Annotated in this window: 20 protein-coding genes; 14 read left to right on the top strand and 6 right to left on the bottom strand. The window is 66.6% G+C overall.

What is annotated here, in order from left to right; genetic code table 11:
- Positions 1-189 precede the first annotated feature (189 nt).
- The 3 genes from pgeF to ACYQR9_RS11125 all read left to right on the top strand — a co-directional run bounded on the left by pgeF (position 190) and on the right by ACYQR9_RS11125 (position 3047).
- Positions 190-960 (top strand): peptidoglycan editing factor PgeF, encoded by a 771-nt coding sequence (gene pgeF / locus ACYQR9_RS11135; RefSeq protein WP_461229599.1) that lies wholly within the window; start codon positions 190-192, stop codon positions 958-960.
- A gap of 269 nt (positions 961-1229) precedes the next feature.
- Complete coding sequence (locus ACYQR9_RS11130) at positions 1230-2051, top strand: outer membrane protein (RefSeq protein ID WP_056429813.1); 822 nt, start codon at positions 1230-1232, stop codon at positions 2049-2051.
- A 270-nt stretch (positions 2052-2321) separates the two neighbouring features.
- Positions 2322-3047, top strand: a complete 726-nt coding sequence (locus ACYQR9_RS11125; RefSeq protein WP_056429810.1) for a DUF2076 domain-containing protein — start codon at positions 2322-2324, stop codon at positions 3045-3047.
- Between the two features lie 100 nt (positions 3048-3147).
- Here ACYQR9_RS11125 and ACYQR9_RS11120 read toward each other — a convergent pair whose 3' ends face one another.
- Positions 3148-3933 (bottom strand): L,D-transpeptidase, encoded by a 786-nt coding sequence (locus ACYQR9_RS11120; RefSeq protein WP_461229782.1) that lies wholly within the window; start codon positions 3931-3933, stop codon positions 3148-3150.
- Between the two features lie 333 nt (positions 3934-4266).
- Between ACYQR9_RS11120 and ACYQR9_RS11115 the strand changes: the two genes are divergently transcribed.
- A complete protein-coding gene (locus ACYQR9_RS11115; protein ID WP_056429805.1) occupies positions 4267-4998 on the top strand; it encodes a chemotaxis protein in 732 nt (243 codons plus the stop codon).
- Positions 4999-5079: 81 nt separating this feature from the next.
- Complete coding sequence (gene uvrC / locus ACYQR9_RS11110) at positions 5080-7134, top strand: excinuclease ABC subunit UvrC (RefSeq protein ID WP_461229598.1); 2055 nt, start codon at positions 5080-5082, stop codon at positions 7132-7134.
- A gap of 18 nt (positions 7135-7152) precedes the next feature.
- Here uvrC and ACYQR9_RS11105 read toward each other — a convergent pair whose 3' ends face one another.
- Both ACYQR9_RS11105 and ACYQR9_RS11100 read right to left on the bottom strand, forming a co-directional pair.
- Complete coding sequence (locus ACYQR9_RS11105; RefSeq protein ID WP_461229597.1) at positions 7153-7491, bottom strand: type II toxin-antitoxin system RelE/ParE family toxin; 339 nt, start codon at positions 7489-7491, stop codon at positions 7153-7155.
- Positions 7484-7768, bottom strand: coding sequence for a ribbon-helix-helix domain-containing protein (locus tag ACYQR9_RS11100; protein ID WP_461229596.1), 285 nt, complete (start codon positions 7766-7768; stop codon positions 7484-7486). The genes ACYQR9_RS11105 and ACYQR9_RS11100 overlap by 8 nt, the downstream gene beginning before the upstream one ends.
- A 162-nt stretch (positions 7769-7930) precedes the next feature.
- On the opposite strand from ACYQR9_RS11100, the gene pgsA reads away from it, so the two are divergent.
- From pgsA to ACYQR9_RS11085, 3 genes are read left to right on the top strand one after another with little or no spacing between them, the layout of a single operon-like run.
- Positions 7931-8530: a CDP-diacylglycerol--glycerol-3-phosphate 3-phosphatidyltransferase gene (gene pgsA, locus ACYQR9_RS11095; RefSeq protein ID WP_419951554.1), complete on the top strand. Its 600-nt coding sequence runs from the start codon at positions 7931-7933 to the stop codon at positions 8528-8530.
- Positions 8531-8561: 31 nt separating this feature from the next.
- Entirely contained in the window at positions 8562-8813 is a 252-nt protein-coding gene (gene moaD / locus ACYQR9_RS11090; protein WP_056430470.1) for a molybdopterin converting factor subunit 1, read from the top strand.
- A 36-nt stretch (positions 8814-8849) separates the two neighbouring features.
- On the top strand, positions 8850-9278 hold the full coding sequence (locus tag ACYQR9_RS11085; RefSeq protein ID WP_207412432.1) for a GNAT family acetyltransferase: 429 nt from the start codon (positions 8850-8852) through the stop codon (positions 9276-9278).
- A gap of 30 nt (positions 9279-9308) precedes the next feature.
- Here ACYQR9_RS11085 and ACYQR9_RS11080 read toward each other — a convergent pair whose 3' ends face one another.
- Positions 9309-10226: a metal ABC transporter substrate-binding protein gene (locus ACYQR9_RS11080; protein ID WP_461229595.1), complete on the bottom strand. Its 918-nt coding sequence runs from the start codon at positions 10224-10226 to the stop codon at positions 9309-9311.
- Positions 10227-10424: 198 nt separating this feature from the next.
- On the opposite strand from ACYQR9_RS11080, the gene ACYQR9_RS11075 reads away from it, so the two are divergent.
- The 6 genes from ACYQR9_RS11075 to ACYQR9_RS11050 all read left to right on the top strand — a co-directional run bounded on the left by ACYQR9_RS11075 (position 10425) and on the right by ACYQR9_RS11050 (position 16549).
- Positions 10425-12203 carry an ABC transporter ATP-binding protein gene (locus tag ACYQR9_RS11075; RefSeq protein ID WP_461229781.1) on the top strand — a complete coding sequence of 593 codons (1779 nt, stop codon included), beginning with the start codon at positions 10425-10427 and terminating at the stop codon, positions 12201-12203.
- Positions 12204-12259: 56 nt separating this feature from the next.
- Positions 12260-13297: an aldose epimerase family protein gene (locus ACYQR9_RS11070; protein WP_461229593.1), complete on the top strand. Its 1038-nt coding sequence runs from the start codon at positions 12260-12262 to the stop codon at positions 13295-13297.
- Between the two features lie 69 nt (positions 13298-13366).
- On the top strand, positions 13367-13927 hold the full coding sequence (locus ACYQR9_RS11065; protein WP_461229592.1) for a GbsR/MarR family transcriptional regulator: 561 nt from the start codon (positions 13367-13369) through the stop codon (positions 13925-13927).
- Between the two features lie 46 nt (positions 13928-13973).
- Positions 13974-14648, top strand: coding sequence for a DUF4166 domain-containing protein (locus ACYQR9_RS11060; RefSeq protein WP_461229780.1), 675 nt, complete (start codon positions 13974-13976; stop codon positions 14646-14648).
- 25 nt (positions 14649-14673) lie between these two features.
- Positions 14674-16176 carry a TIGR01777 family oxidoreductase gene (locus ACYQR9_RS11055; protein WP_461229591.1) on the top strand — a complete coding sequence of 501 codons (1503 nt, stop codon included), beginning with the start codon at positions 14674-14676 and terminating at the stop codon, positions 16174-16176.
- 49 nt (positions 16177-16225) lie between these two features.
- Positions 16226-16549 (top strand): YnfA family protein, encoded by a 324-nt coding sequence (locus tag ACYQR9_RS11050; protein WP_207412440.1) that lies wholly within the window; start codon positions 16226-16228, stop codon positions 16547-16549.
- Between the two features lie 9 nt (positions 16550-16558).
- Here the strand turns inward: ACYQR9_RS11050 and ACYQR9_RS11045 are convergent, their stop codons facing one another.
- Together ACYQR9_RS11045 and ACYQR9_RS11040 are read right to left on the bottom strand one after the other, a co-directional pair.
- The gene (locus ACYQR9_RS11045) at positions 16559-19318 is read right to left on the bottom strand and encodes a DNA translocase FtsK (RefSeq protein ID WP_461229590.1); all 2760 of its coding nucleotides are present in this window, start codon (positions 19316-19318) and stop codon (positions 16559-16561) included.
- Positions 19319-19531: 213 nt separating this feature from the next.
- Positions 19532-20488 carry a TorF family putative porin gene (locus ACYQR9_RS11040; RefSeq protein ID WP_244478085.1) on the bottom strand — a complete coding sequence of 319 codons (957 nt, stop codon included), beginning with the start codon at positions 20486-20488 and terminating at the stop codon, positions 19532-19534.
- Positions 20489-20736 lie beyond the last annotated feature (248 nt).

Below are 20736 nucleotides of genomic sequence, written 5' to 3'. Positions count from 1 at the left end.
GCATCGAGACGGACATCCCCGTGTCGTCGTTGCACGGCGTGGATCGCCCGGGATGGAATCTGCGTCATCGGGCCTCCGGCGACTGGCCCTGACCGGGCGCAATCCGCCAGTACCACCAAGCCACTCCCCTCTCCGGCGGGAGCCGGTGTTATAGGGTGGCCGACATTCTCCGAAGGACGGACACGGCGCATGCATATCGAAGCCCCCAGCCTCGCGGGCCAGCCCGGGATCAGGCACGCCTTCTTCACCCGTCTTGGCGGCGTCTCGGACGGATTCTATGCCAGCCTCAATGGCGGCCTCGGCTCCCATGACGAGCCGTCCCTCGTCGTCGAGAACCGCCGCCGCATGGCCGAGCATCTCGGGGTCCCGGCGAGCCACCTCGTCAGCCTGTATCAGGTCCATTCGGCCGAGGTCGCCGTGATCGAAGGCCCGATGGCCCTCGCCGAACGTCCCCGCGCCGACGCCATGGTGACGCGGGTGCCGAACTTGGCCCTCGGCATCGCCACGGCCGATTGCGGCCCGATCCTCTTCGCCGATCCGGTCGGTCGTGTCGTCGGCGCCGCCCATGCGGGATGGAAAGGGGCGCTGACCGGCGTGATCGCCGCCACCGTCGACGCCATGGTGCGCCTCGGATCGGAGCGGAACGACATCGTCGCCGTGCTCGGCCCGACGATCTCTCAATCCGCCTATGAAGTCGGAGTCGATTTCCGCGGTCGCTTTTCCGCGGAGGTTCCGGGTTCCGATGTCCACTTCTCGGAAGGCGCGCGCGAGGGGCATGCCCAGTTCGATCTGCCGGGCTTCATCGCCCGTCGCCTGGGTGAGGCCGGTATCGAGAAGGCATCGGTCCTGGGCCTCTGCACCTACGCGGACGCGGAGCGCTTCTATAGCTATCGCCGTACGACCCATCGGGGCGAGGCGGATTACGGCCGCCTGATCTCCGCGATCAGCCTCGCTACATAGCGGCCACCGTCATACGTTCCCTCGGTGCGACATCTTGTCATGATCTCTAGGCGAAAAAAGCGTGGCCGTAGTTGAACCTTGGCCGTTCATCTGAGTTTTCGGAGTGCACGACCTCCAGCGAGGTGGTCGCCGCCACAAAGGGGCCGTGTTCAACACACGCGGCGTGGTTGCGATGCAACAGCTTCCTGAGGGATGCTGAGATATAGACGGGGAACTGCGCAGGACCGCTCCGAAAAAAGCGGCCGCGCTAACGAGTAGAGGACCAGTCCATGAAATCCTTCCTTCGCGGCACCACCGCCCTTGCCGGCATCGTCATCGCCGGCTCCGCTTTCGCTGCCGATCTGCCGCGCCGCGCCGCTCCGCCGGTCTTCGTTCCCGTGCCGGTCTTCACCTGGACGGGCGCCTACTTCGGTATCAACGCCGGTTACGGCTTCGACGCTGGCAGCAACAGCGACCGTTACAACCTGCCGGCCGGCTCCGTGCTGAACGGCGGCCCGGTCAACCGGGTCTTCAACGCGAACAGCAGCAACGACCTCGAAGGCTTCGTCGGCGGTGGTCAGGTCGGCTACAACTACCAGTTCACCCCGGGTTCGGGCGTGGTCGTCGGTATCGAAGCTGACGCCCAGTACACCGATTTCGGCAACAAGACCCGCACCGTGAACGGCACGTTCAGCCCGGTCGTCGGCGGCCTCAACGGCACCACCGCCGTTCGCCTCCCCGGCAACGAGATGAACTTCTTCGGCACCGTCCGCGGCCGCATCGGTTACGCCTTCGACCGCACCCTCGTGTACGGCACCGGCGGCTTTGCTTACGGCGACGGCGGCACCGGCTCCGACGATTTCCGCACCGGCTACACCGCTGGTGGTGGTATCGAGTACGCTCTCCCCACGGACTCCTTCTTCAACTTCTTCAAGTCGTCCGCTGTGACGCTGAAGGTCGAAGGCCTGTACGTGAACCTCGAGCAGGACGGCCGCGGCAACCGCTCCGTCTACAACCCCACCACGAACGTGCTTTCGCTCAGCCCTTCGGCTCGCGAAGCCGAGTTCGCCGTGGTCCGCGCCGGCCTGAACTACAAGTTCGGCTCGTACTAGTCCTTACAGAACCGACGCTCCGCCTCATGGCGGAGCACGAGGTCTCTCAGAAGGAGCCCGGCCGAAAGGCCGGGCTCTTTTTGTTGCGTGACGAAGATGCGTAGCCTCCGGCTCCGTCACCTTTCCGAAATTTCATGCTCCGAACCGGAGCTCCCGTGCATCCGCAACGGCGAAGTTCGCGTTGACCCCCTGACAAAGCCAGTGGCGCCACCCCATCTCGGAGGCGCCGGGGCGGCATGGCCCGCAGGCTTCTCTCAGGAGGACGACCCCATGAATAGCGAAGAACGCGAGGTCATCGGCGGCATTTTCCAGCGTCTGGAGCAGGCCGCGAGCCAGCCCCGCGACGCCGATGCCGAGCGCTTCATCGCGGACAAGCTCCGCGCTCAGCCCTACGCGCCCTATGCGATGGCGCAGCTGATCTATGTCCAGGAAGAGGCGATCAAGAGCTTGAACGAGCAGCTCGAGCAGGCGCGTCAGGCGGCACAGCAGCCGCAGGGCGGCGGCGGCGGCTTCCTGTCGAGCATCTTCGGCGGCGGGTCTCGCCAGCCGGAGCCCCAGCGCCCGTCCGGTCAACCGTGGGGCGGCCAGGGCGGACCTCAGCAGGGATATGGTCAGCAGCCGGGCTATGGGCAGCAGCCCGGTTACGGCCAGCAGCCGGGTTATGGCGGACCGCAGCAGGGTGGCCCATGGGCCGGCCAGCAGGCGGCACCCGCTCGTGGCGGCGGCTTCATGGCGACGGCCCTTCCGATGGCGGCCGGCGCGGCTGGCGGCATGCTGCTCGGCAGCGCCTTGTCCAACGCCTTTGCGGGCGGTCATTCGGCTCTCGGCAGCGCGGCGGCGGCGGGACTTCCCTCTGCGGGCGCGGCGGCCGGTAACGAAGATCTCGGTTCGGCCCTCGGCGGCGGCAACGACTTCCAGGACGCGTCGTTCGACAGCGATCCGGGCGGGGATTTCGGCGGCGACCTGGGTGGCGGCGGTGACGACGACTGGGTGTGAGCGACAGTCACAGCCATCACCGCGCGTGATGGCTCCCTGACAAGAAAGGCCCGGTGCGTGGAGACGCGCCGGGCCTTTCTCATGAGCGGCCCGGAGGCCGTTAGAGGACTTCGACCCGTGTTCCCACGGGGGTCCGTTCATACAGGTCGATGACATCCTCGTTCATCATCCGGATGCAGCCCGACGAGACGGATTGCCCGATCGTGTGCGGCTCGTTGGTGCCGTGGATGCGATAGAGGGACGAGCCGAGATAGAGCGCCCGCGCACCCAGAGGGTTGGCCGGGCCGCCGGCCATGTGGCGCGGCAGGTCGGGGCGACGCTGAAGCATCTCCGCCGGGGGCGTCCAATCCGGCCATTCGCGCTTCTGGCTGATTGTCTTCATTCCCGACCAGGCAAAACCCGGCCGACCGACACCGATACCGTATCGGATGGCCTGACCGCCTGGCTGGACAAGATAGAGAAACTTCGTCTGGGTATCGATGACGATGGAGCCGGGCTTCTGCCGGCCATCGAACGAGACGACCTGTCGGGCAAAGCGGGGGTCGGGCGCGCGCTCGATTCCCGCGATTTGCCTTTCGGGATCGGCCTGAGCCGGCAGAGCTTGTGACGGCAAGGCAGCGAGCCGCGTGCGAACGGGGGCCTGGTAGAGATCGGGATCGGGGATTCGATCGCCCGAATGGAGCACGCGCGGCATCGGCTCGCCACCGTAACCCTGGGCCGCCGGATGTCGTGGAAGCACGCCGTCATCCGCGAGGCCGGGACGCCGGGCGCGCGGCGGCGTTCCATGACCCGTCACCAGGAATTCGATGAAGCCCCCGCCGTATTGGCCGGAGGGAACCTGGGCCTGTGCGGCACCTCCCGCCACCGTGGCGGACAGGCAGGCCATAGCGACGCACAATTCGAGACGCTTCAACACGCGCGATACTCCGGACCAACACGAACCTCGCGCTTAAGCTGGCCGGACGGGACGAGAATCGGGTGAAAAAACGTGGTGAATCGTTCAGGTCACCGCTGCTCTACTGCTAGCTTCAAAGAACAGCATGAATTGTTTGTAAAAGTGCATCGGCCGTTCTCTGTGTTGAAGAAATGGCAACGACTTTGTCGCATGGTGGCTCGAAGGCTTCTCGTATCGGGATTCGCGTCGTTCACCAGGATGACGGCCCCCGGTCCATGCTGCCCTGTCGCTGACCCAGTTACTCCTGCCGGCTGATCATCCCCGATGAACATGAAGCGCTACCGCATCGAAGACAGCCTCGGTTTGGCAAGCGTGCGACCCGTCGTGGAGGTCGCGCACGCCAAGGAGCGTTCCGGCTCCGACGACGTGAAGCTCGATGAGATCCTCTCGGCGATCCAGGAGCTTCGCCGTGTCACGCAGACGAGCACGGTCGAGACCATCGAAGCCTGCCGGAAGGAGCTCAACGAGGCCTTCGCGATGCGCTCCGAACTCGACGTGATGAAAGATGCGATCACCCGGACGAAGAAGGAGATCGCGACGCTCTACCACTCGGAGAATACCGGGAAGGGAATGAAGCGGGTCGCGGGAGAACTCGACGCGGTGGTGGAATCCACCGAGCTGGCGACGAGCACGATCCTCGGCGCCCTGGAAGAGATCGAGACGAATGCCAGTGCGCTGCGGGCCATGCGGCAGGCCGCCGGCGGCGAAAACATCGATATGATCCTCGAGCGGGTGATCGTCGCCTACGAGGCCTGCAACTTCCAGGACCTGACCGGCCAGCGCATCAACAAGATCGTAGGTGTGCTCAAGTTCATCGAGGAACATCTCGACCGTATGATCGAGGCCTGGGGCGGCCTCAATTCGTTCAGCGAGATCCTCGGCGTCGTGCCGCAGGGCCCCAGCATCGACGACGAGAGCTCGCTCCTCAACGGACCCAAGCTCGACAGCGATCCGGGCCATGTGGACCAGGGCGATATCGACGCGCTGTTCGATTAAGACGCGCATGCGCCGACCTTCGCGGGTCGGCGAGACCGGGAGCCCCTTCCCTCTCGAATCCCCCGCGCTTAAGTCTCGGGCATGAGCCGCCAGCCCGCGAAAGACCTGTCTTCCCAACGAGACCTGCCGCCGGATTCGTTCGACGAGCGTGAGGACGCGGACGAGACCCCGGAACGTATCGACGACGGACCGGAAATCGATTTCGATTTCGAGGAAGGCGCTGTCAAAGCCGGCACGGAGATCATCCGCCGGTTCTGGACGACGCTGCCGTCGGGACCGGGCGTCTACCGCATGTTCGACGAGAAGGGTGATGTCCTCTACGTCGGCAAGGCAAAGAACCTGAAGGCCCGAGTCGGCTCCTATGCGAGGGGTCAGGCCCATTCCAATCGCATCGCCCGGATGATCTCGCAGACGGCGGCGATGGAATTCGTCACCACGGCCACCGAGACCGAGGCGCTGCTGCTCGAGGCCAACCTCATCAAGCAGTTGAAGCCCCGCTTCAACGTGCTGATGCGGGACGACAAATCGTTTCCCTACATCCTGGTCACGGCCGATTCCGAGGCGCCGCAGATCGTCAAGCACCGCGGCGCACGGCGGCGCAAGGGCAGCTATTACGGCCCGTTCGCCACCGTCTGGGCTGTGAACCGCACGGTCAACGCGCTCCAGCGCGCCTTCCTGCTGCGCACCTGCACCGACAGCTATTACGAGAACCGTACGCGGCCCTGCCTGCTCTATCAGATCAAGCGCTGCTCGGGCCCCTGCACCGGGGAAATCGGCCTGCCGGAATATCAGGCGCTCGCAGAGAATGCGAAGAGCTTCCTCGCGGGCAAGTCCAACGCGGTGAAGGACCGTATGCGCGAGGAGATGCAGGACGCCTCCGAGAAGCTCGAGTTCGAGCGTGCCGCCCGCTTCCGGGACAGGATCAGCGCGCTCTCGGCGATCCAGGGGACCCAGGGCGTCAACACCCAGGGCATCGAGGAGGCGGATGTGTTCGCCCTCGACGAACAGGCCGGCCAGTTCTGCATCGAGGTGTTCTTCTTCCGGAACTTCCAGAACTGGGGCAACCGCGCCTATTTCCCGAAGGCCGATCGCAGCATGACGCCGGACGAGGTGCTCGCCTCCTTCATCAGCCAGTTCTACGACGACAAGCCGGCTCCCCGGATCGTCCTCGTCTCCCATGCGATCGAGGATGCGGAGCTGATGGCGGCCGCCCTGTCGAGCCGCGCGGAGAACAGGGTTGAGGTTCACCAGCCCCAGCGCGGCGAGCGCAAGGCCCTGGTGGAATATGCCCAGCGCAACGCCAAGGAGGCCCTGGCCCGCAGGCTCGCGGACACCGCCTCGCAGGGCAAACTACTGGTGGCGCTCGGGCAATCGTTCGGATTGCCCGCCCCACCACGCCGCATCGAGGTTTACGACAACTCGCACATCATGGGCACGAACGCGGTCGGGGGCATGATCGTCGCCGGCCCGTCGGGTTTTGCGAAGACGCATTACCGCACCTTCAACATCAAGTCGGAGGAGCTGACGCCGGGCGACGATTTCGGGATGATGAAGGAGGTGCTCCAGCGCCGCTTCAAGCGTCTCGTGAAGGAAAACCCCCGTACCGCCAACGAGGCGGCGAGCTCAGCGAGCGAAGGCGGTGCGGCCGAGCCGGTTCCCGAATCGGACGGCGAGACCATGCCGGCCTGGCCGGATCTCGTCCTCATCGACGGCGGCAAGGGCCAGCTCGAAGCCGCCCGCACGGCGCTGGAGGAACTCGGCGTCACCGATGTCGCCCTCGTGGGCATCGCCAAGGGTCGCGATCGCGATGCCGGACGCGAGACCTTCTTCGTGCCCGGAAAGGCCCCGTTCAAGCTGCCGCCGCGCGATCCGACCCTTTACTTCGTCCAGCGCCTGCGGGACGAGGCCCATCGCTTCGCCATCGGCACGCATAGGGCCAAGCGCAAGCGCGAGATGATCAAGAACCCCCTCGACGAGATCGCCGGCATCGGCCCGACCCGCAAGCGCGCCCTGCTTCACCATTTCGGGACGGTGAAGGCGATCCAGCGGGCCTCCCTGGAGGATCTGGCGACCACGCCCGGCGTCAACGCAGCCACGGCACGTGCGGTGTATGATTTCTTCCATGCCGGAGGCTGAGGCTCAAAAACGCCTGCGTCAGGTGGGTTCGGTGCCGGGGTCATCGTCTGACCGGCGATACAGAGCCTCGTAATCCTTCCCGCCATAGAAGATGTTGGTGATCCGGACCCTGTCGTCCTCGACCAGATAAGCGATCACGGCGGAACGCTCGAATGGTACCGTGCGAAGGCCGGATACGAGGTCGTCGCGTGGTCGACCGGCACGAGGCGCATCTCCGATCCGATCACATCGGAACTTGATGCGTCGTACGAACGACGCGGCGACCGAGGCGCTTCCACTCGCTTCGCGAACGAAGCGAAAAATGTCGCCAAGGTCGACCAACGCATCCGGCCGGAAGAAGACCCGGAGTCTACGCACCCGAGGTCTTGGCGCCCTCGCCGGCGAACAGGCGTGCGAGGTGAACGTCCGCTTCCATCGCCGTCAGATCCTGCCGGGCGTCACCAAGTGACCGGCGAACACGAGCCCGTATCTCGGTCAAGCGCTCCGCTTCTTCGAGCCGTTGCCGCTGCCACAGTCGCAGCGCATCACGCATGACCTCGTTGGTCGATGAATACTCACCTGCCTCGATGCTTTCACGTACCGCCTGATGGAGATCGGGCGTCATGGTGATGCTGATCGTGTCTGCGGACGACATGCGTGAGCACTCTATTCCCTCAGCGCATTGGTAGCACAAAATCCGGCTCGGCACATTCGGTTGCGATGGGCCCAGCGCGACGGCCTAGGCGCTATCGAAGCAGCTTGTCCGTTTGCATCATCGTGGTTGACCCCTCCCCCCGCCCATGGTTTCACCGCGTCGATGACTGTCCTTCCTCTCCGACGCCGGTCACCGGCCTGGACGCTGGCGAATTGCCTGACCTACGGGCGGCTCGTCGCCGTCCCCGTCGTCGTGGCGCTGCTGTACTGGCCTGACGAGCATGCGGCGCGGTTCGCGGCTCTCGGCGTCTTCATCGCGGCCGCCATCACCGATTATCTCGACGGCTACGTCGCACGGACCTACGATCAGAGCTCGGCCCTCGGGCGCATGCTCGATCCGATCGCCGACAAGCTCCTCGTCGCCGCCTGTCTGCTGATGCTGGTGGCAGACAAGACGATCCATGACTGGAGCCTGTGGGCGGCCATCGTCATCCTGTGCCGCGAGATCCTCGTCTCGGGCCTGCGCGAATATCTGGCGGAGTTGAAGGTCAGCGTACCGGTCAGCCGCGTCGCCAAATGGAAGACCACCCTTCAACTCGTGGCGATCGGCTTCCTCGTGGCCGGAAAGGCGGGGGAGACGATCCTCCCCCATACCGTCATCGCCGGAGAGGCCCTGCTCTGGATCGCCGCGGCCCTGACGCTCTACACGGGCTACGATTATATGAGAGCCGGCATCCGGCACGTGATGGACGATCCGCGCTGACCCGCCGATGCCGCAGCCGGAAGGGCAGACCATGAAGCTCGTCTATTTCGCCTGGGTGCGAGAACGCATCGGCAAGGCCGAAGAGGTCGTGACCCCGCCCGCCGGGACCGAGACGGTCGCCGACCTCGTGGCCTGGTTGAGTGGCAGGGGCGAGGAATATGCCTACGCGTTCGAGAATGCCGGCATCGTGCGGGCGGCCATCGACCGCGTCCATGCCAAGCCGGATGCGCCCATCGCCGGGGCCACCGAGATCGCGTTCTTCCCGCCGATGACGGGCGGCTGAGCCGCCTGAAATCGTCTGCGAGGAGACCCTCACGCGATGACGCCCGTGATCCGTGAATTCCAGGACGCCGATTTCGATGGCGTCGCGGCCCTATGGCTCGCGGCCGGAATCTCTCGGCCGTGGAACGATGCGGGCAAGGACATCGCCTTCGCCCGCCGCGATACGCACTCGACCATCCTGGTCGTCGAGCGCGAGGGGGCCGTCGCCGCCACCGCCATGGTGGGTGAGGACGGTCACCGGGGATGGCTCTATTACGTCGCCGTCGACCCGCGGTATCGCGACCTCGGCCTGGGTAGGGCGATCATGGAAGCAGCCGAGCGGTGGCTGTCCGCGCGTGGCGTCTGGAAGGTCCAGCTCCTCGTGCGCGAAGAGAACGAAGCGATCCGCCACTTCTACGAACATCTCGGCTACCGGGACACCCGGACGATCTGTCTGCAGAAAGTCATCGGCGAGACGGCGGGGTGAGTGGCTCCGGCCCAAAACCCCGCGGGGCATTCACTTCTTGCCGAGAGCCGCGCTGAAGGCGGCGATGTTGCTGCGCATCATGGCCACGTAGGTGGCCGCCGGGCCATCGGGACCGGACAGGGCGTCGGAATAGACCTTGCCGCCCACAATGGCTCCGCTCTCCCGCGAAATCTGCTGCATCAGGCGGGGATCGGCCACGTTCTCGAGGAAGACGGCCGGGATCTTGTCGCGCCGGATCTGCCGGATGATGCGGGCCACATCCTTCGGGCTCGCCTCGCTGTCGGTGGAGACGCCCTGCGGGGCGATGAAGTCGAGGCCGTAGGCGGCGGTGAAATAGCCGAACGCATCGTGCGTGGTGATGATCTTGCGATGTTCGGGGGGAATCGCCGCGATGGCCGCGCGGATGTCGGTCTCCAAACCCGCCAGGGTCGTCAGATAGGCCTTCGCGTTGGCTGCGTAGTCGGCGGCGTGTTCGGGATCGATGGTCGAGAGCCCGTCGCTGATGTTGCCGATGTAGATCCGCACATTGGCGATGCTCTGCCAGGCATGGGGATCGTCGTTATGGGCGTGTCCCGCATGCCCTCCGCCATGGTCGTCGTCACCCTCGATGGGCTTCACGCCCTTGGTCGCGACGATAACGGGCGCCTTCGTCCCGGAGGCCTTGATCAGTCTGTCGAGCCAGCCTTCCAGGCCGAGGCCGTTGACCACGACCAGCTTGGCGGCGGTGAGTTTGCGCGCGTCTCCGGGGGCCGGGTTGTAGCCATGTGCGTCGGCATCGGGGCCGACGAGGGTCGAGACCTCGACGCGGTCGCCGCCCACCTGCTTCACCAGGTCCCCGAGGATCGAGAAGGTCGCCACCGCCTTCAGCGGCTCGGCGGCATCCGCATTCCCGCCGAAGGCCGTGAGAGCGAGGGCGATACCGACCCACGCCGAAAGGCCCGTCTTCATGGCGTGACGTCTCGATCGCATGGCCGTCGTCCTTCGCATCGGCTCCCGGAACCGGGCAGACCAGATGAACCGTCGCGCGGTGTAATGTAACACTATCACATTGCCAAGCTCGATGGCCTCGCTTGATCTTCCGGTCTCTGACCGGCAAACCCCCGACCGAGAGCCGGGAGCCCCCCGCGCGACAGACAATGGATGAGCATGGCCCGTCGGCCGCTTCTGAGGGGTGAGACCCTCCCCCTCCTCGGCCGGGTCTGGCGCGAATGGCTGCGGCCGCATCGGGGCACCCTCGCCGTGGTGCTGGTGCTCATCGCCATCATCGGAGCGGCGACGGGTTTGTATCCCGCCCTGATCAAGGGGGCGTTCGATGCGTTCGACCACAAGGACCCGTCGGCCCTCACCTACGGACCGCTCATCGTCATCGCCATCACCTCGATCCGGGGCTTCGCCCTGTTCGGGCAGACGGTGCTGACCAATCGGGTCGTCACGCGGGTCGAAGCCGACATGCAGGCGGCGCTCTACGGCCACCTCATCGATTCCGACCTCGCCCAGCTCGGCCGCGAGAGCCCGGCGGCGTTCACCCAGCGCTTCACCACGGATTTCGCCTTCATCAAGGAGGCGCTGACCCGCATCTCCACCGTGTTGCTGCGCGATCTCGCGATGCTGATCGCCCTCGTGGTCGCGTTGCTCTGGATGGACCCGGTGCTCACCCTCGTGGCCGGCGTGGTCGTGCCCTTCGTCGCCGGCCCCATCGGCCGCATCGGCAAGAAGCTGAGGCGGGTCTCCACCACCACGCAGGAGCAGATGGGCCTCACCGCCAGCCTCATCACCGAGAGCCTGCAGGGCGCGCGCGTCGCCAAGACCTACGCGCTGGAATCCTACCTGAAGGGCCGTGCCTCGGGCGCGTTCGATACCGTCCGCCGCTTGAAGATGAAGGCGGCCAATGCCCGGGGACGCCTCGACCCGTTGATGGAGATCGGCGGGGGCTTCGCCGTGGCGGCGGTGCTGGTCCTGGTGGGCCAGCGCGTCATGTCCGGTGACCGCACGGTGGGCGATTTCACCGGCTACGTGGCGGCCCTGCTCCTGGCCGCGCAGCCCGCCCGCGCTTTGGGCACCCTCAACGCCATCCTTCAGGAAGCCGGCGCGGCGCTCCATCGCTACTTCGCCCTGATGGACGAAGCACCGCGCATTCGTGAAAAGCCCGATGCCGTGCCGCTGGTCATCACCGGCGGCGAGATCCGCTTCGAGGAGGTCCGCTTCCGATATCGCGAGGATGCGCCGGCGCTGGAGGGCATCGACCTCACCGTTCCCGCAGGCGCCACCGTCGCCCTGGTCGGGCGTTCCGGCTCCGGCAAGTCGTCTCTGCTGAACCTCGTGCCCCGACTGTACGACGTGACGGGGGGCCACGTTCTCATCGACGGCGCGGATCTGCGCGACGTGACGATTCCATCCCTGCGCGCGGCCGTGGCAGTGGTCTCCCAGGACGTGGTGCTGTTCGACGATACCATCGCGGCCAATATCGGGTTCGGCCGCCCCGGTGCGACCCGCGCCGAGATCGAGGCGGCTGCGGAGGCCGCCGCAGCGCATGGATTCATCACCCGGCTGACGGAGGGTTACGAGTTCCGCGTCGGGCCCTCCGGCGGGCGCCTGTCCGGTGGCGAACGCCAGCGCATCTCCCTGGCCCGCGCCTTCCTCAAGGACGCGCCGATCCTGCTTCTGGATGAGGCGACGAGTGCCCTCGATTCCGAATCCGAGCGGCTGGTCCAGGGCGCGCTGCTGCGCCTGATGCAGGGGCGGACCACCCTCGTCATCGCGCACCGCCTCTCCACCGTGCGCGATGCCGACATGATCGTGGTGATGGAGGCCGGCCGCATCATCGAGACGGGGACGCATGACGCCCTGATGGCCTCGCAGGGTGGCTATGCCCGTCTGCATCGCATGCAATTGTCCGGAGATGCGGAAGAGCCCGCCGCCCCCTGATCCGCATTCCGCGCGTTGAAGCGTCACGAATCCTCGAGCGTGAAACGGATGCCGGCATGGCAGGACAGCCCTTCGGACGAACGAAGGATGGGAGCCCCGTCACTCGATACAGGCTCGCCCGGTCTCGCCTGCGTGTCGACATCCTCGATTATGGCGGCGTGGTCAGCCGGATCGATACGCCCGACCGCGAGGGAGCCTGGACCAATGTCGTTCTCGGTGCGCATGACGTCGCGGGCTACGAGGCCAGCGACGCGCATTTCGGCGCCATCATCGGACGCTACGCCAACCGCATCGCCAAGGGACGCTTCAGCCTCGACGGACACGAATACCAATTGCCGCGCAATGTCGGTGGCAACACCATGCATGGCGGGACGAATGGGTTCGACCGTCGCGTCTGGCGGGTGATCCGGGCGGACGAGACGACCGTGGTTCTCGGCTATCGCTCAATCGACGGCGAAGAGGGTTTCCCCGGCAATCTCGATGTGGAAGTCGCTTACTCCCTCAGCGACGACCAGACCCTGCGGATCGACTACACGGCCTGGACCGACCGGCCGACCATCCTTAACCTCACCAACCACAGCTATTTCAACCTCTCCGGCGAGGGCTCCGGCGACGTGATGCAACATCGGGTCGCCATCGCGGCGGACCATTACCTCCCCACCGATGCCGACCAGATCCCCACGGGCGAGATCAGACCCGTGGCGGGCACCGCCTTCGATTTCCGCGAGCCCGAAACCCTGGGCTCACGCATCCGCGACGGGGATTCGCAACTCGCTCTGGCCCACGGCTACGACCACACCTTCGTGCTGCGCGAACCCGGCTCCCTCCGGCATGTGGCGTCCGCCGTCGATCCTGCGAGCGGGAGACGGCTCGACGTCGCCACCACCCAGCCGGGCCTGCAACTCTACACCGCCAACATGCTCGACGGCACGGTGATCGGGTCCGGCGGGCGGCTGTACCGATCCGGCGACGCGGTCTGTTTCGAGGCGCAGGGGTTTCCCGACGCGCCGAACCGGGCGGAGTTTCCCTCCACGACGCTCCGCCCCGGCGAGGTCTTCACCGCGACGACGACCTATCGTTTCAGCGCGGACTGACACACCGCCCGTCATCGCCCGAAGCGGTGGTCGCTTGACTTAGGTTCTTTTGTGTCTGTAATTTCTGCCATGACAGAAATTACAGACATCTCCGAAAAACTCCCCGTGGCGGTGGAGCGCTTCATCCTCCACTGGGGCGATCTCGGCGGGCAATGGGGCGTCAACCGTTCCGTCGCCCAGATTCACGCCCTGCTCTACCTGTCGGACAGGCCCCTGGCAGCGGAGGAGATCGCGGCGACCCTCGGCATCGCGCGCTCCAACGTCTCGACGTCGCTCAAGGAGCTGTCGGGCTGGAACCTGATCCGGCGCGTCGCCGTGCTGGGCGAGCGCCGCGATCACTTCGTCGCCGAGACCGACCTGTGGGAGATGGTCACGCGCATCGCCGCCGGCCGCAAGGAGCGCGAGATCGATCCGGCGATCGCGGCCCTGCGCACCTGCGTGGCGCAGGCCGAGGGCGATCCGACCATCGGCGCCGTCGCCTCTCGCCGCCTCAAGGCGATGCTCGAATTCACCGAGACCATGGATCGCTGGCACAGCCAGATGCTCGGCGTTCCGCACGCGACCCTCGCCAAGCTGATCCGCCTCGGCAGCAGGATCGTGCGCTTCCTGCCCTCCAAGCCCGAAGGCTGAACCGGGGACCGCGATCATGACCCTGACGGCAATGAGAGGGCCTTCCATGGGCCGGACGGCGCCTCCCCTCGGCGATAGTCCGGTGATGGCCCGTGCGCACGAGGCCGACCTCCACGACCTGCGCTTTCGCAGCCTGATCGCGGACGAGGACTGGACCACTCTGTCGCCCGCGATCCGCCGGCGCTTCACCAAGCGTCTCCGCCCCGGCACCAGCGCCGTCTATGTTGGCACCGTGGTCGAGACGCGGATGAGCCGCCTCGGCTGGGTCCTGGCACAAGCTGCCCGCCTCATCGGCGGCCCACTCCCCACCTCACGGGCCAAGGGCCTCGCCAGCGTCGTCTCCGTGACGGAGGACCGGTCGGGCGGCGGGCAGGTCTGGACGCGGCTCTACGCGCGGCCGGACGGATTTCCCCAGACCATCAATTCGGCCAAGCGCTTCGCCGGGCCCACCGGCCTCGAAGAGCATGTGGGCGGCGGTCTCGGCATGAGCCTCGATGTCTCCGTCGTCGAAGGCAGGCTGGTCTTTTCGAGCCGCCGCTACTTCCTCCGGCTGGGCGGATGGCGTCTGCCGCTTCCCGGTTTCCTGACGCCGGGCACCCTCACGGTCACCCACGGCGAGACCGGCGCGAACGGCTTCGCCTTCATCCTCACCGTTCGTCATCCCTGGTTCGGCACGCTGATCCGCCAGGAGGCGGAGTTCCGCGACGTCGTCGACGCCTGATCCATCACGGGGGAGACCCGACATCATGACCTCGACCTTGCTGTGGTCGCTGATCGCCGTGCAGATCGCCATGGGGGCCTTCGACACCCTCTACCACCACGAACTGACCGAGCGCCTGGCCTGGCGCCCGTCCCAGCGCGGCGAGTTGCGTCTCCATGCCGTGCGCAACTGGCTCTATGCCCTGCTCTTCCTCACCCTCGGTTTCGCCGAACCCAAGGGACTGCTCGCCTGGGCCATCATGGGCGTGCTCATCGTCGAGGTCGTCATCACGCTGATGGACTTCGTCGAGGAGGATCTGAGTCGGCGCCTGCCGGCCACCGAACGGGTGAACCACACCCTCCTGGCGCTGAATTACGGTGCGATCCTCGTCCTCATTCTGCCGGTGCTGCTCGGCTGGGCCAGGGAGGCCACGGGCATCGCCTGGGTGAGCCACGGAGCCTGGAGCGCCCTCGCCCTCGCCGCCTCGCTCTCCGTCGCGATCTTCGGCCTGCGCGACTGGTTCGCCGCCGGGCGGTCCGAGCGCCTGGGCCTGCCCGCGCCGCCCGGGCTCGCGGACATGCTCGCTCCGGCGCGGACAATCCTGGTGACAGGCGCCACCGGCTTCGTCGGCCAACGCCTCGTGGCGAGCCTCGTGGCGGCCGGCCACGAGGTGACGGTCCTGACCCGTGACGGGGCGAAAGCCGCGGCACTGCCCGCGCCGTTGCGGATCGTCACCTCCCTCGACCAATTGCCGGACGGCGCGCGGCTCGATGCCATCGTGAATCTCGCGGGCGAACCGATCGCCGACGGGCTGTGGACGCCCGCCAAGCGCCGCGCGATCCTCGCGTCGCGCCTGAGGATAACTCGGAGGCTCGCCAAACTGGTGGCCCGCCTCGACAGGGCACCTTCCGTCGTCGTCAGCGGCTCGGCCGTCGGATGGTACGGCCTGCGCGGCGATGACAGCCTCACCGAATCGAGCCCGGCGGCTCCAGCCTTCACCCAAAGGGTGTGCGCGGCCTGGGAGCGGGAGGCGATGGCAATCGCGGCCCTCGGCCCACGGGTCGTCCTCCTGCGCACCGGGCTGGTGCTCGGAATCGAGGGCGGCCTCCTCGCGCGGCTTCTCATGCCGTTCGAGTTCGGCCTCGGGGGACGGATCGGCTCCGGGCGGCAATGGATGTCGTGGATTTCCCGCGACGACCTCGTCCGCCTGATCTGCCACGCCATCGCGACGCCGACCTTGGCGGGACCGGTGAACGCCACCGCGCCGGAGCCGGTCCGCAATGCCGATTTCGCCGCATCCCTGGCGCGGCAGCTCCACCGCCCGGCAATCTTCCCGCTTCCGGCGCGGCTCCTGCGCTGGCTGGGCGGCGACTTCGCCGAGGAGATGCTCCTGGGCGGGCAGAGGGTGCTGCCCGAAAAAGCGCTCGCCAGCGGGTTCGCCTTCCGGCATGCCCGGCTGGATTCGGCACTTGGATCCATTCTGGGCCGGAATGTCGGGCGGAAGGCGGAGGCCCAGCCCTCGCGGGCCGTCATCCCGCTGAGAGAATGACCGGCATGGGAACGCGGCGCGCGGCCCCCCTTCGTGATGGAGCGAACCCCTGATCACCGCCCTCGTCTATACCGGCGCCGCTTTGGCCGAGATCGCCGGGTGCTTCGCCTTCTGGGCCTGGCTGCGACTCGGCCGGTCGGCCTGGTGGGCCCTGCCGGGCGTGGCGTCCCTCGTCCTCTTCGCCGTGCTGCTCACCAGGGTGGAGAGCGACGCGGCGGGCCGGGCCTATGCCGCCTATGGCGGCGTCTACATCGCCGCCTCCATCCTGTGGCTGTGGCTCGCCGAGAGCCAGAGGCCGGACCGGTGGGATATGACCGGTGCCGCGATCTGCCTCGTCGGCACCGGGATCATCCTGTTCGCGCCGCGCGCCTGACGGCGCGCATCACATCTCGTGCGGATCGGGCTCCACCAGGATCTCGCGTTTGCCCGCGTGGTTGGCCGAACCGACGATTCCCTCCACCTCCATACGCTCCATGAGCGAGGCGGCGCGGTTGTAGCCGATCTGCAGGCGGCGCTGGATGTAGCTGGTGGAGGCCTTCTTATCGCGCATCACCACCTGCACGGCCTGGGCGTAGAGGTCGCCGCCGCTCTCGCCGAAGCTGCCCTGGTCGAAGACCGCGCCATCGACCTCGATCTCGTCGATCGAGCCCTTGGCCGATTTTCCGCCGCCCTTCGAGCCCTTGTCGTCGTCCTCGCCATCGTCCGCAGTGACGGCTTCGAGATAGGACGGCCGGCCCTGGCGCTTGAGGTGGGCGACCACGCTCTCGACTTCCGAATCCGAGCAGAACGGGCCGTGGACACGGGTGGTGCGGCCACCACCGGCCATGAACAGCATGTCGCCCTGGCCCAGCAGCTGCTCGGCGCCCATCTCGCCGAGGATCGTGCGGCTGTCGATCTTCGAGGTGACCTGGAAGGAGATCCGGGTCGGGAAGTTCGCCTTGATCGTGCCGGTGATGACGTCCACCGAGGGGCGTTGCGTCGCCATGATGAGGTGGATGCCGGCGGCACGCGCCATCTGCGCCAGACGCTGGATCGCGCCTTCGATGTCCTTGCCCGCCACCATCATCAGGTCGGCCATCTCGTCGACCACGATGACGATGTAGGGAAGCGGATTGAGGTCCATCTCCTCGGTCTCGTAGACCGCCTCGCCCGTCTCGCGATCGAACCCGGTCTGGACCGTACGGGTCAGGACCTCGCCACGCCCACGGGCCTCGGCGAGGCGCGCGTTGAACCCGTCGATGTTGCGCACACCGACCTTCGACATCTTCTTGTAGCGCTCTTCCATCTCGCGCACGGCCCATTTGAGGGCGATGACCGCCTTCTTCGGGTCGGTGACGACGGGGGAGAGCAGGTGCGGGATGCCGTCATAGACGGACAGTTCCAGCATCTTGGGGTCGACCATGATCAGGCGGCACTCTTCCGGCTTCATCCTGTAGAGGAGCGACAGGATCATCGTGTTGATGGCCACCGACTTACCCGAACCGGTGGTGCCGGCCACCAGCAGGTGGGGCATCTTGGCGAGATCGGCGATGATCGGCTCACCGCCGATATTCTTGCCGAGGCACAAAGCGAGGCTCTGCTTCGTCTCGACGAAATCCGCCGAGGCGAGAAGCTCGCGCAGATACACGGTCTCGCGCCTGGCATTGGGCAATTCGATGCCGATGGCGTTGCGGCCGGGAACGACCGCGACGCGAGCCGAGACCGCCGACATGGAGCGGGCGATGTCGTCCGAGAGCGAGATCACACGGCTCGACTTGGTGCCGGGGGCCGGCTCCAGTTCGTAGAGCGTGACCACCGGGCCGGGGCGGACGGCGAGGATGTCGCCGCGCACGCCGAAATCGCTGAGCGTTGCTTCGAGCATGGTGGCATTCTGCTCCAGGGCCTCGGTCGAGACCTGGCTGGCGAGGGACAGGCTCGGCGCTTCGGCGAGCAATTCGAGAGCCGGATGAGCGTAGCTCTCCGCACCATAGTTTTGGGAGACGGGCGCGCGCCGGATCGGCGCCGGAGCGGGAGACGGTGCCACTGGGGCAACGCGGGAGCGCGGGGCCGGCACAGACGCGGCCGGTTCCTCGTTCGCATAGTACTCCTCGCCGCCATCATCCGGCTCGTCGTCGTGCAGGATCGGCTCCGGAAGGGGCCGGCGTGTCACCGGGCGAGGCTCGGACATGGGCTGCGGCTCGAAGACCGGCTCACGGCGAGCCGAGGCGTCCGCCCCACCCTGCCGCGGCGTTGCCTGACCGGCACCGCTTCTGGCCGGGTTTCCCGTCTCCTGCGGCGCATGGGTTGACCAGGGCGCGTCGTCTCCATCCGAGAACGCGCGGCGCGCGGCCAGAGCCGGCGAGGCGCCCGCATAGGCGAGGTCCGTGGCCGCCGCCGCCCTTTCGGCACGCCATTCGGCGATGCGCCTGGCGAGGGCGGTCCGGCCGCCCATGAGGAGATGCGCCAGGGTGCCGAGGGAGACGATGCCGAGGCTCGGCTCGTCCTCCTCATAGCGGCCGTCATGCCGCGCGGAGGATGGCGGACGCTGGTTGGACGCGGATGGAAGGGGCTGATCGTAGGGCTCCTCCTCCGGCTCCGCTCCGGCGCGGCAGGCACCCGTGAGGCAGAGGATCGCCACCGCCGCGAAGGCGAAGCCCACGAGGGCAGCCGCCGGCGACGCGATGGCGCCGACGATGAGTCGCGCGGTATGGATCAGGGCATCGCCCGCCACTCCGCCGAGACCGGTGGGAAGAGGCCAGCGGGCGGTGGGCGGCAGAGCGCTCGCCACCGCGCTCGCGGCAAAGAATCCGATGATCCAGAGGGTGATCCGCAGCCCGCCCCGGGGCAATTCGCGCGATCGCATGAGCTGCACGCCCCAGAAGGCGGGCGGCAGGGCGAAAGCGAGAGAGCCCAGACCGAGGAGCTGCATCGCGAGGTCCGACACCACCGCACCGCCGGTGCCGAGCACGTTGTGCGCAGCATGATCGGTGGCGTGGTTGATGCTCGGATCGTCGATGGACCAGGTCGCCAGAGCGACCGTGAGCGCGGTCGCGCCGGCAAAGAGGATGAGACCGCCCATCTCCGTCATGCGCTTGGCCAAAAATGGCCGAAAGCTGTCGACGAAGGTGTCGTAAGGCGATGCGGAACGGCGGAGCGAGCGCATACGGGACCAGACGCAGGGAGAAACGATCCGGTAACGCTATGGCGACCGAGTTAACGGCTGTTTAAGGCTTAGAGATCGTTAGCGCGTTGCGTACAGATGTCCGTGCTTTCATGCGCTGTCACGACGCGCCTTGCCGGAATTCATCCGCGCCGCCAACGAAGAAAGGCCCCGGATCGCTCCGGGGCCTTCTTTGTCCGTCGCTGAGCTTGGGGCTTAGCGGAAGAGGTTCAGGAGGCCGCCCGGCTCGGCATAGATGCCAGGAGCTGCAGTCGACGTCTGGAAGGTGATCGAGCCGATGACGGCATCGCCACACCACTTGGAGGTTCCGCCGTTGTTGAAGCCGCGGTAGTCGCCGGTGAAGTTGAAGCAGTCGGTCTTGCTCAGGTTGGTGTTGTGGTAGCGAACGTCGAGGACGATGTTCTTGTAGGTATAGGACAGGCCGACGTTGCCGTAGAGATAGCTCGGCAGGTTGAACGCGGTCTGGCCGGTGGCCGAGGTCTTGGCAGCGGTCAGGAAGTAGTAGCCGAGCTCGGACGAGAGCGAGAAGCCGCCCGAATAGGCCTCGGGAAGGAACGAGAACCAGTTCGCCGGCAGAGTGTAGGCGGCGGTACCCGAGGTGTAGGTGCCGTTGGCGTGCTGGCCGAGGAAGTTCGGCGAGAAGAACACGTTGAGGCCGAGGGTCAGCGCATCCGACGCTGCCCAGGTGCCCTTGGCGGCATATTCCATGAAGTCGGTGTTGGCGGTGGTCAGGAACGCGCCGCCGGGGCCGAGCAGGCGCTTCTCGTTCGGGTAGAAGTAGTAGAGCACGCCGAGATCGAGGGTGAACTTGTCGAAGGTCGGACGGATACCGGCGGCGAGATCGAACTCCATGTCCGGCTGCGTGGGCAGGCGGGTCTGGTAGGTGGCGAGGCCGGTATAGGCGAAGCCGCCGAAATACTGGGCCTCGAAGAAGGACTGGTAGCTGCCCTGGCGGTTCGACTGCGACACACCGCGGAAGTTGTAGTCCGTCTGGTAGCGCGAGCCGAACGAGAAGCCGATCAGCGGGTCGGCGACCTTCGCCTCGACCGGCATGACCTTCGGAGCGGCAAGGTCGGCGGCGTTGACGCTGCCAACGCTCAGGAACGCGGCGAGGGAAGCGGCAGTCCCCAGTGAAGTCAGCTTCAGTGTCATTAGAGTTCAGCCCCAGTTATTCTGTGAGAGCCAAGTTGCCCAATCCCGCCGATCTTCGCAAAACTAACTTTGATGCAATTGCCCAGCAAATAGGCAAATACGGCTTCTGGTGGGACTTGCCATCGGGATGTTGCATTTGCATCACATTCTCGCCCCAGTCCGGCGGGGTGAGCCGGCCCTGCCCGTAAGCCGAGGGGCGGTCGATGCCTCTTCGCGGGCCTTCACAGCCATGAAAAAGGCCCCGGTCG

The organism is Methylobacterium sp. CM6241, from assembly GCF_054817845.1.
This window is presented reverse-complemented; position numbering and strand designations above follow the sequence as displayed.

Coding starts and splice junctions, on each gene's coding strand:
- ACYQR9_RS11055 (WP_461229591.1), top strand. CDS start 14,674: ATGACCTCGACCTTGCTGTGGTCGCTGATCGCCGTGCAGATCGCCATG.
- ACYQR9_RS11070 (WP_461229593.1), top strand. CDS start 12,260: ATGGCAGGACAGCCCTTCGGACGAACGAAGGATGGGAGCCCCGTCACT.
- ACYQR9_RS11125 (WP_056429810.1), top strand. CDS start 2,322: ATGAATAGCGAAGAACGCGAGGTCATCGGCGGCATTTTCCAGCGTCTG.
- ACYQR9_RS11085 (WP_207412432.1), top strand. CDS start 8,850: ATGACGCCCGTGATCCGTGAATTCCAGGACGCCGATTTCGATGGCGTC.
- ACYQR9_RS11060 (WP_461229780.1), top strand. CDS start 13,974: ATGGGCCGGACGGCGCCTCCCCTCGGCGATAGTCCGGTGATGGCCCGT.
- ACYQR9_RS11040 (WP_244478085.1), bottom strand. CDS start 20,488: ATGACACTGAAGCTGACTTCACTGGGGACTGCCGCTTCCCTCGCCGCG.
- pgeF (WP_461229599.1), top strand. CDS start 190: ATGCATATCGAAGCCCCCAGCCTCGCGGGCCAGCCCGGGATCAGGCAC.
- ACYQR9_RS11130 (WP_056429813.1), top strand. CDS start 1,230: ATGAAATCCTTCCTTCGCGGCACCACCGCCCTTGCCGGCATCGTCATC.
- moaD (WP_056430470.1), top strand. CDS start 8,562: ATGAAGCTCGTCTATTTCGCCTGGGTGCGAGAACGCATCGGCAAGGCC.
- ACYQR9_RS11075 (WP_461229781.1), top strand. CDS start 10,425: ATGGCCCGTCGGCCGCTTCTGAGGGGTGAGACCCTCCCCCTCCTCGGC.
- uvrC (WP_461229598.1), top strand. CDS start 5,080: ATGAGCCGCCAGCCCGCGAAAGACCTGTCTTCCCAACGAGACCTGCCG.
- ACYQR9_RS11065 (WP_461229592.1), top strand. CDS start 13,367: ATGACAGAAATTACAGACATCTCCGAAAAACTCCCCGTGGCGGTGGAG.
- pgsA (WP_419951554.1), top strand. CDS start 7,931: ATGACTGTCCTTCCTCTCCGACGCCGGTCACCGGCCTGGACGCTGGCG.
- ACYQR9_RS11045 (WP_461229590.1), bottom strand. CDS start 19,318: ATGCGCTCGCTCCGCCGTTCCGCATCGCCTTACGACACCTTCGTCGAC.
- ACYQR9_RS11080 (WP_461229595.1), bottom strand. CDS start 10,226: ATGAAGACGGGCCTTTCGGCGTGGGTCGGTATCGCCCTCGCTCTCACG.
- ACYQR9_RS11100 (WP_461229596.1), bottom strand. CDS start 7,768: ATGTCGTCCGCAGACACGATCAGCATCACCATGACGCCCGATCTCCAT.
- ACYQR9_RS11120 (WP_461229782.1), bottom strand. CDS start 3,933: ATGGCCTGCCTGTCCGCCACGGTGGCGGGAGGTGCCGCACAGGCCCAG.
- ACYQR9_RS11115 (WP_056429805.1), top strand. CDS start 4,267: ATGAACATGAAGCGCTACCGCATCGAAGACAGCCTCGGTTTGGCAAGC.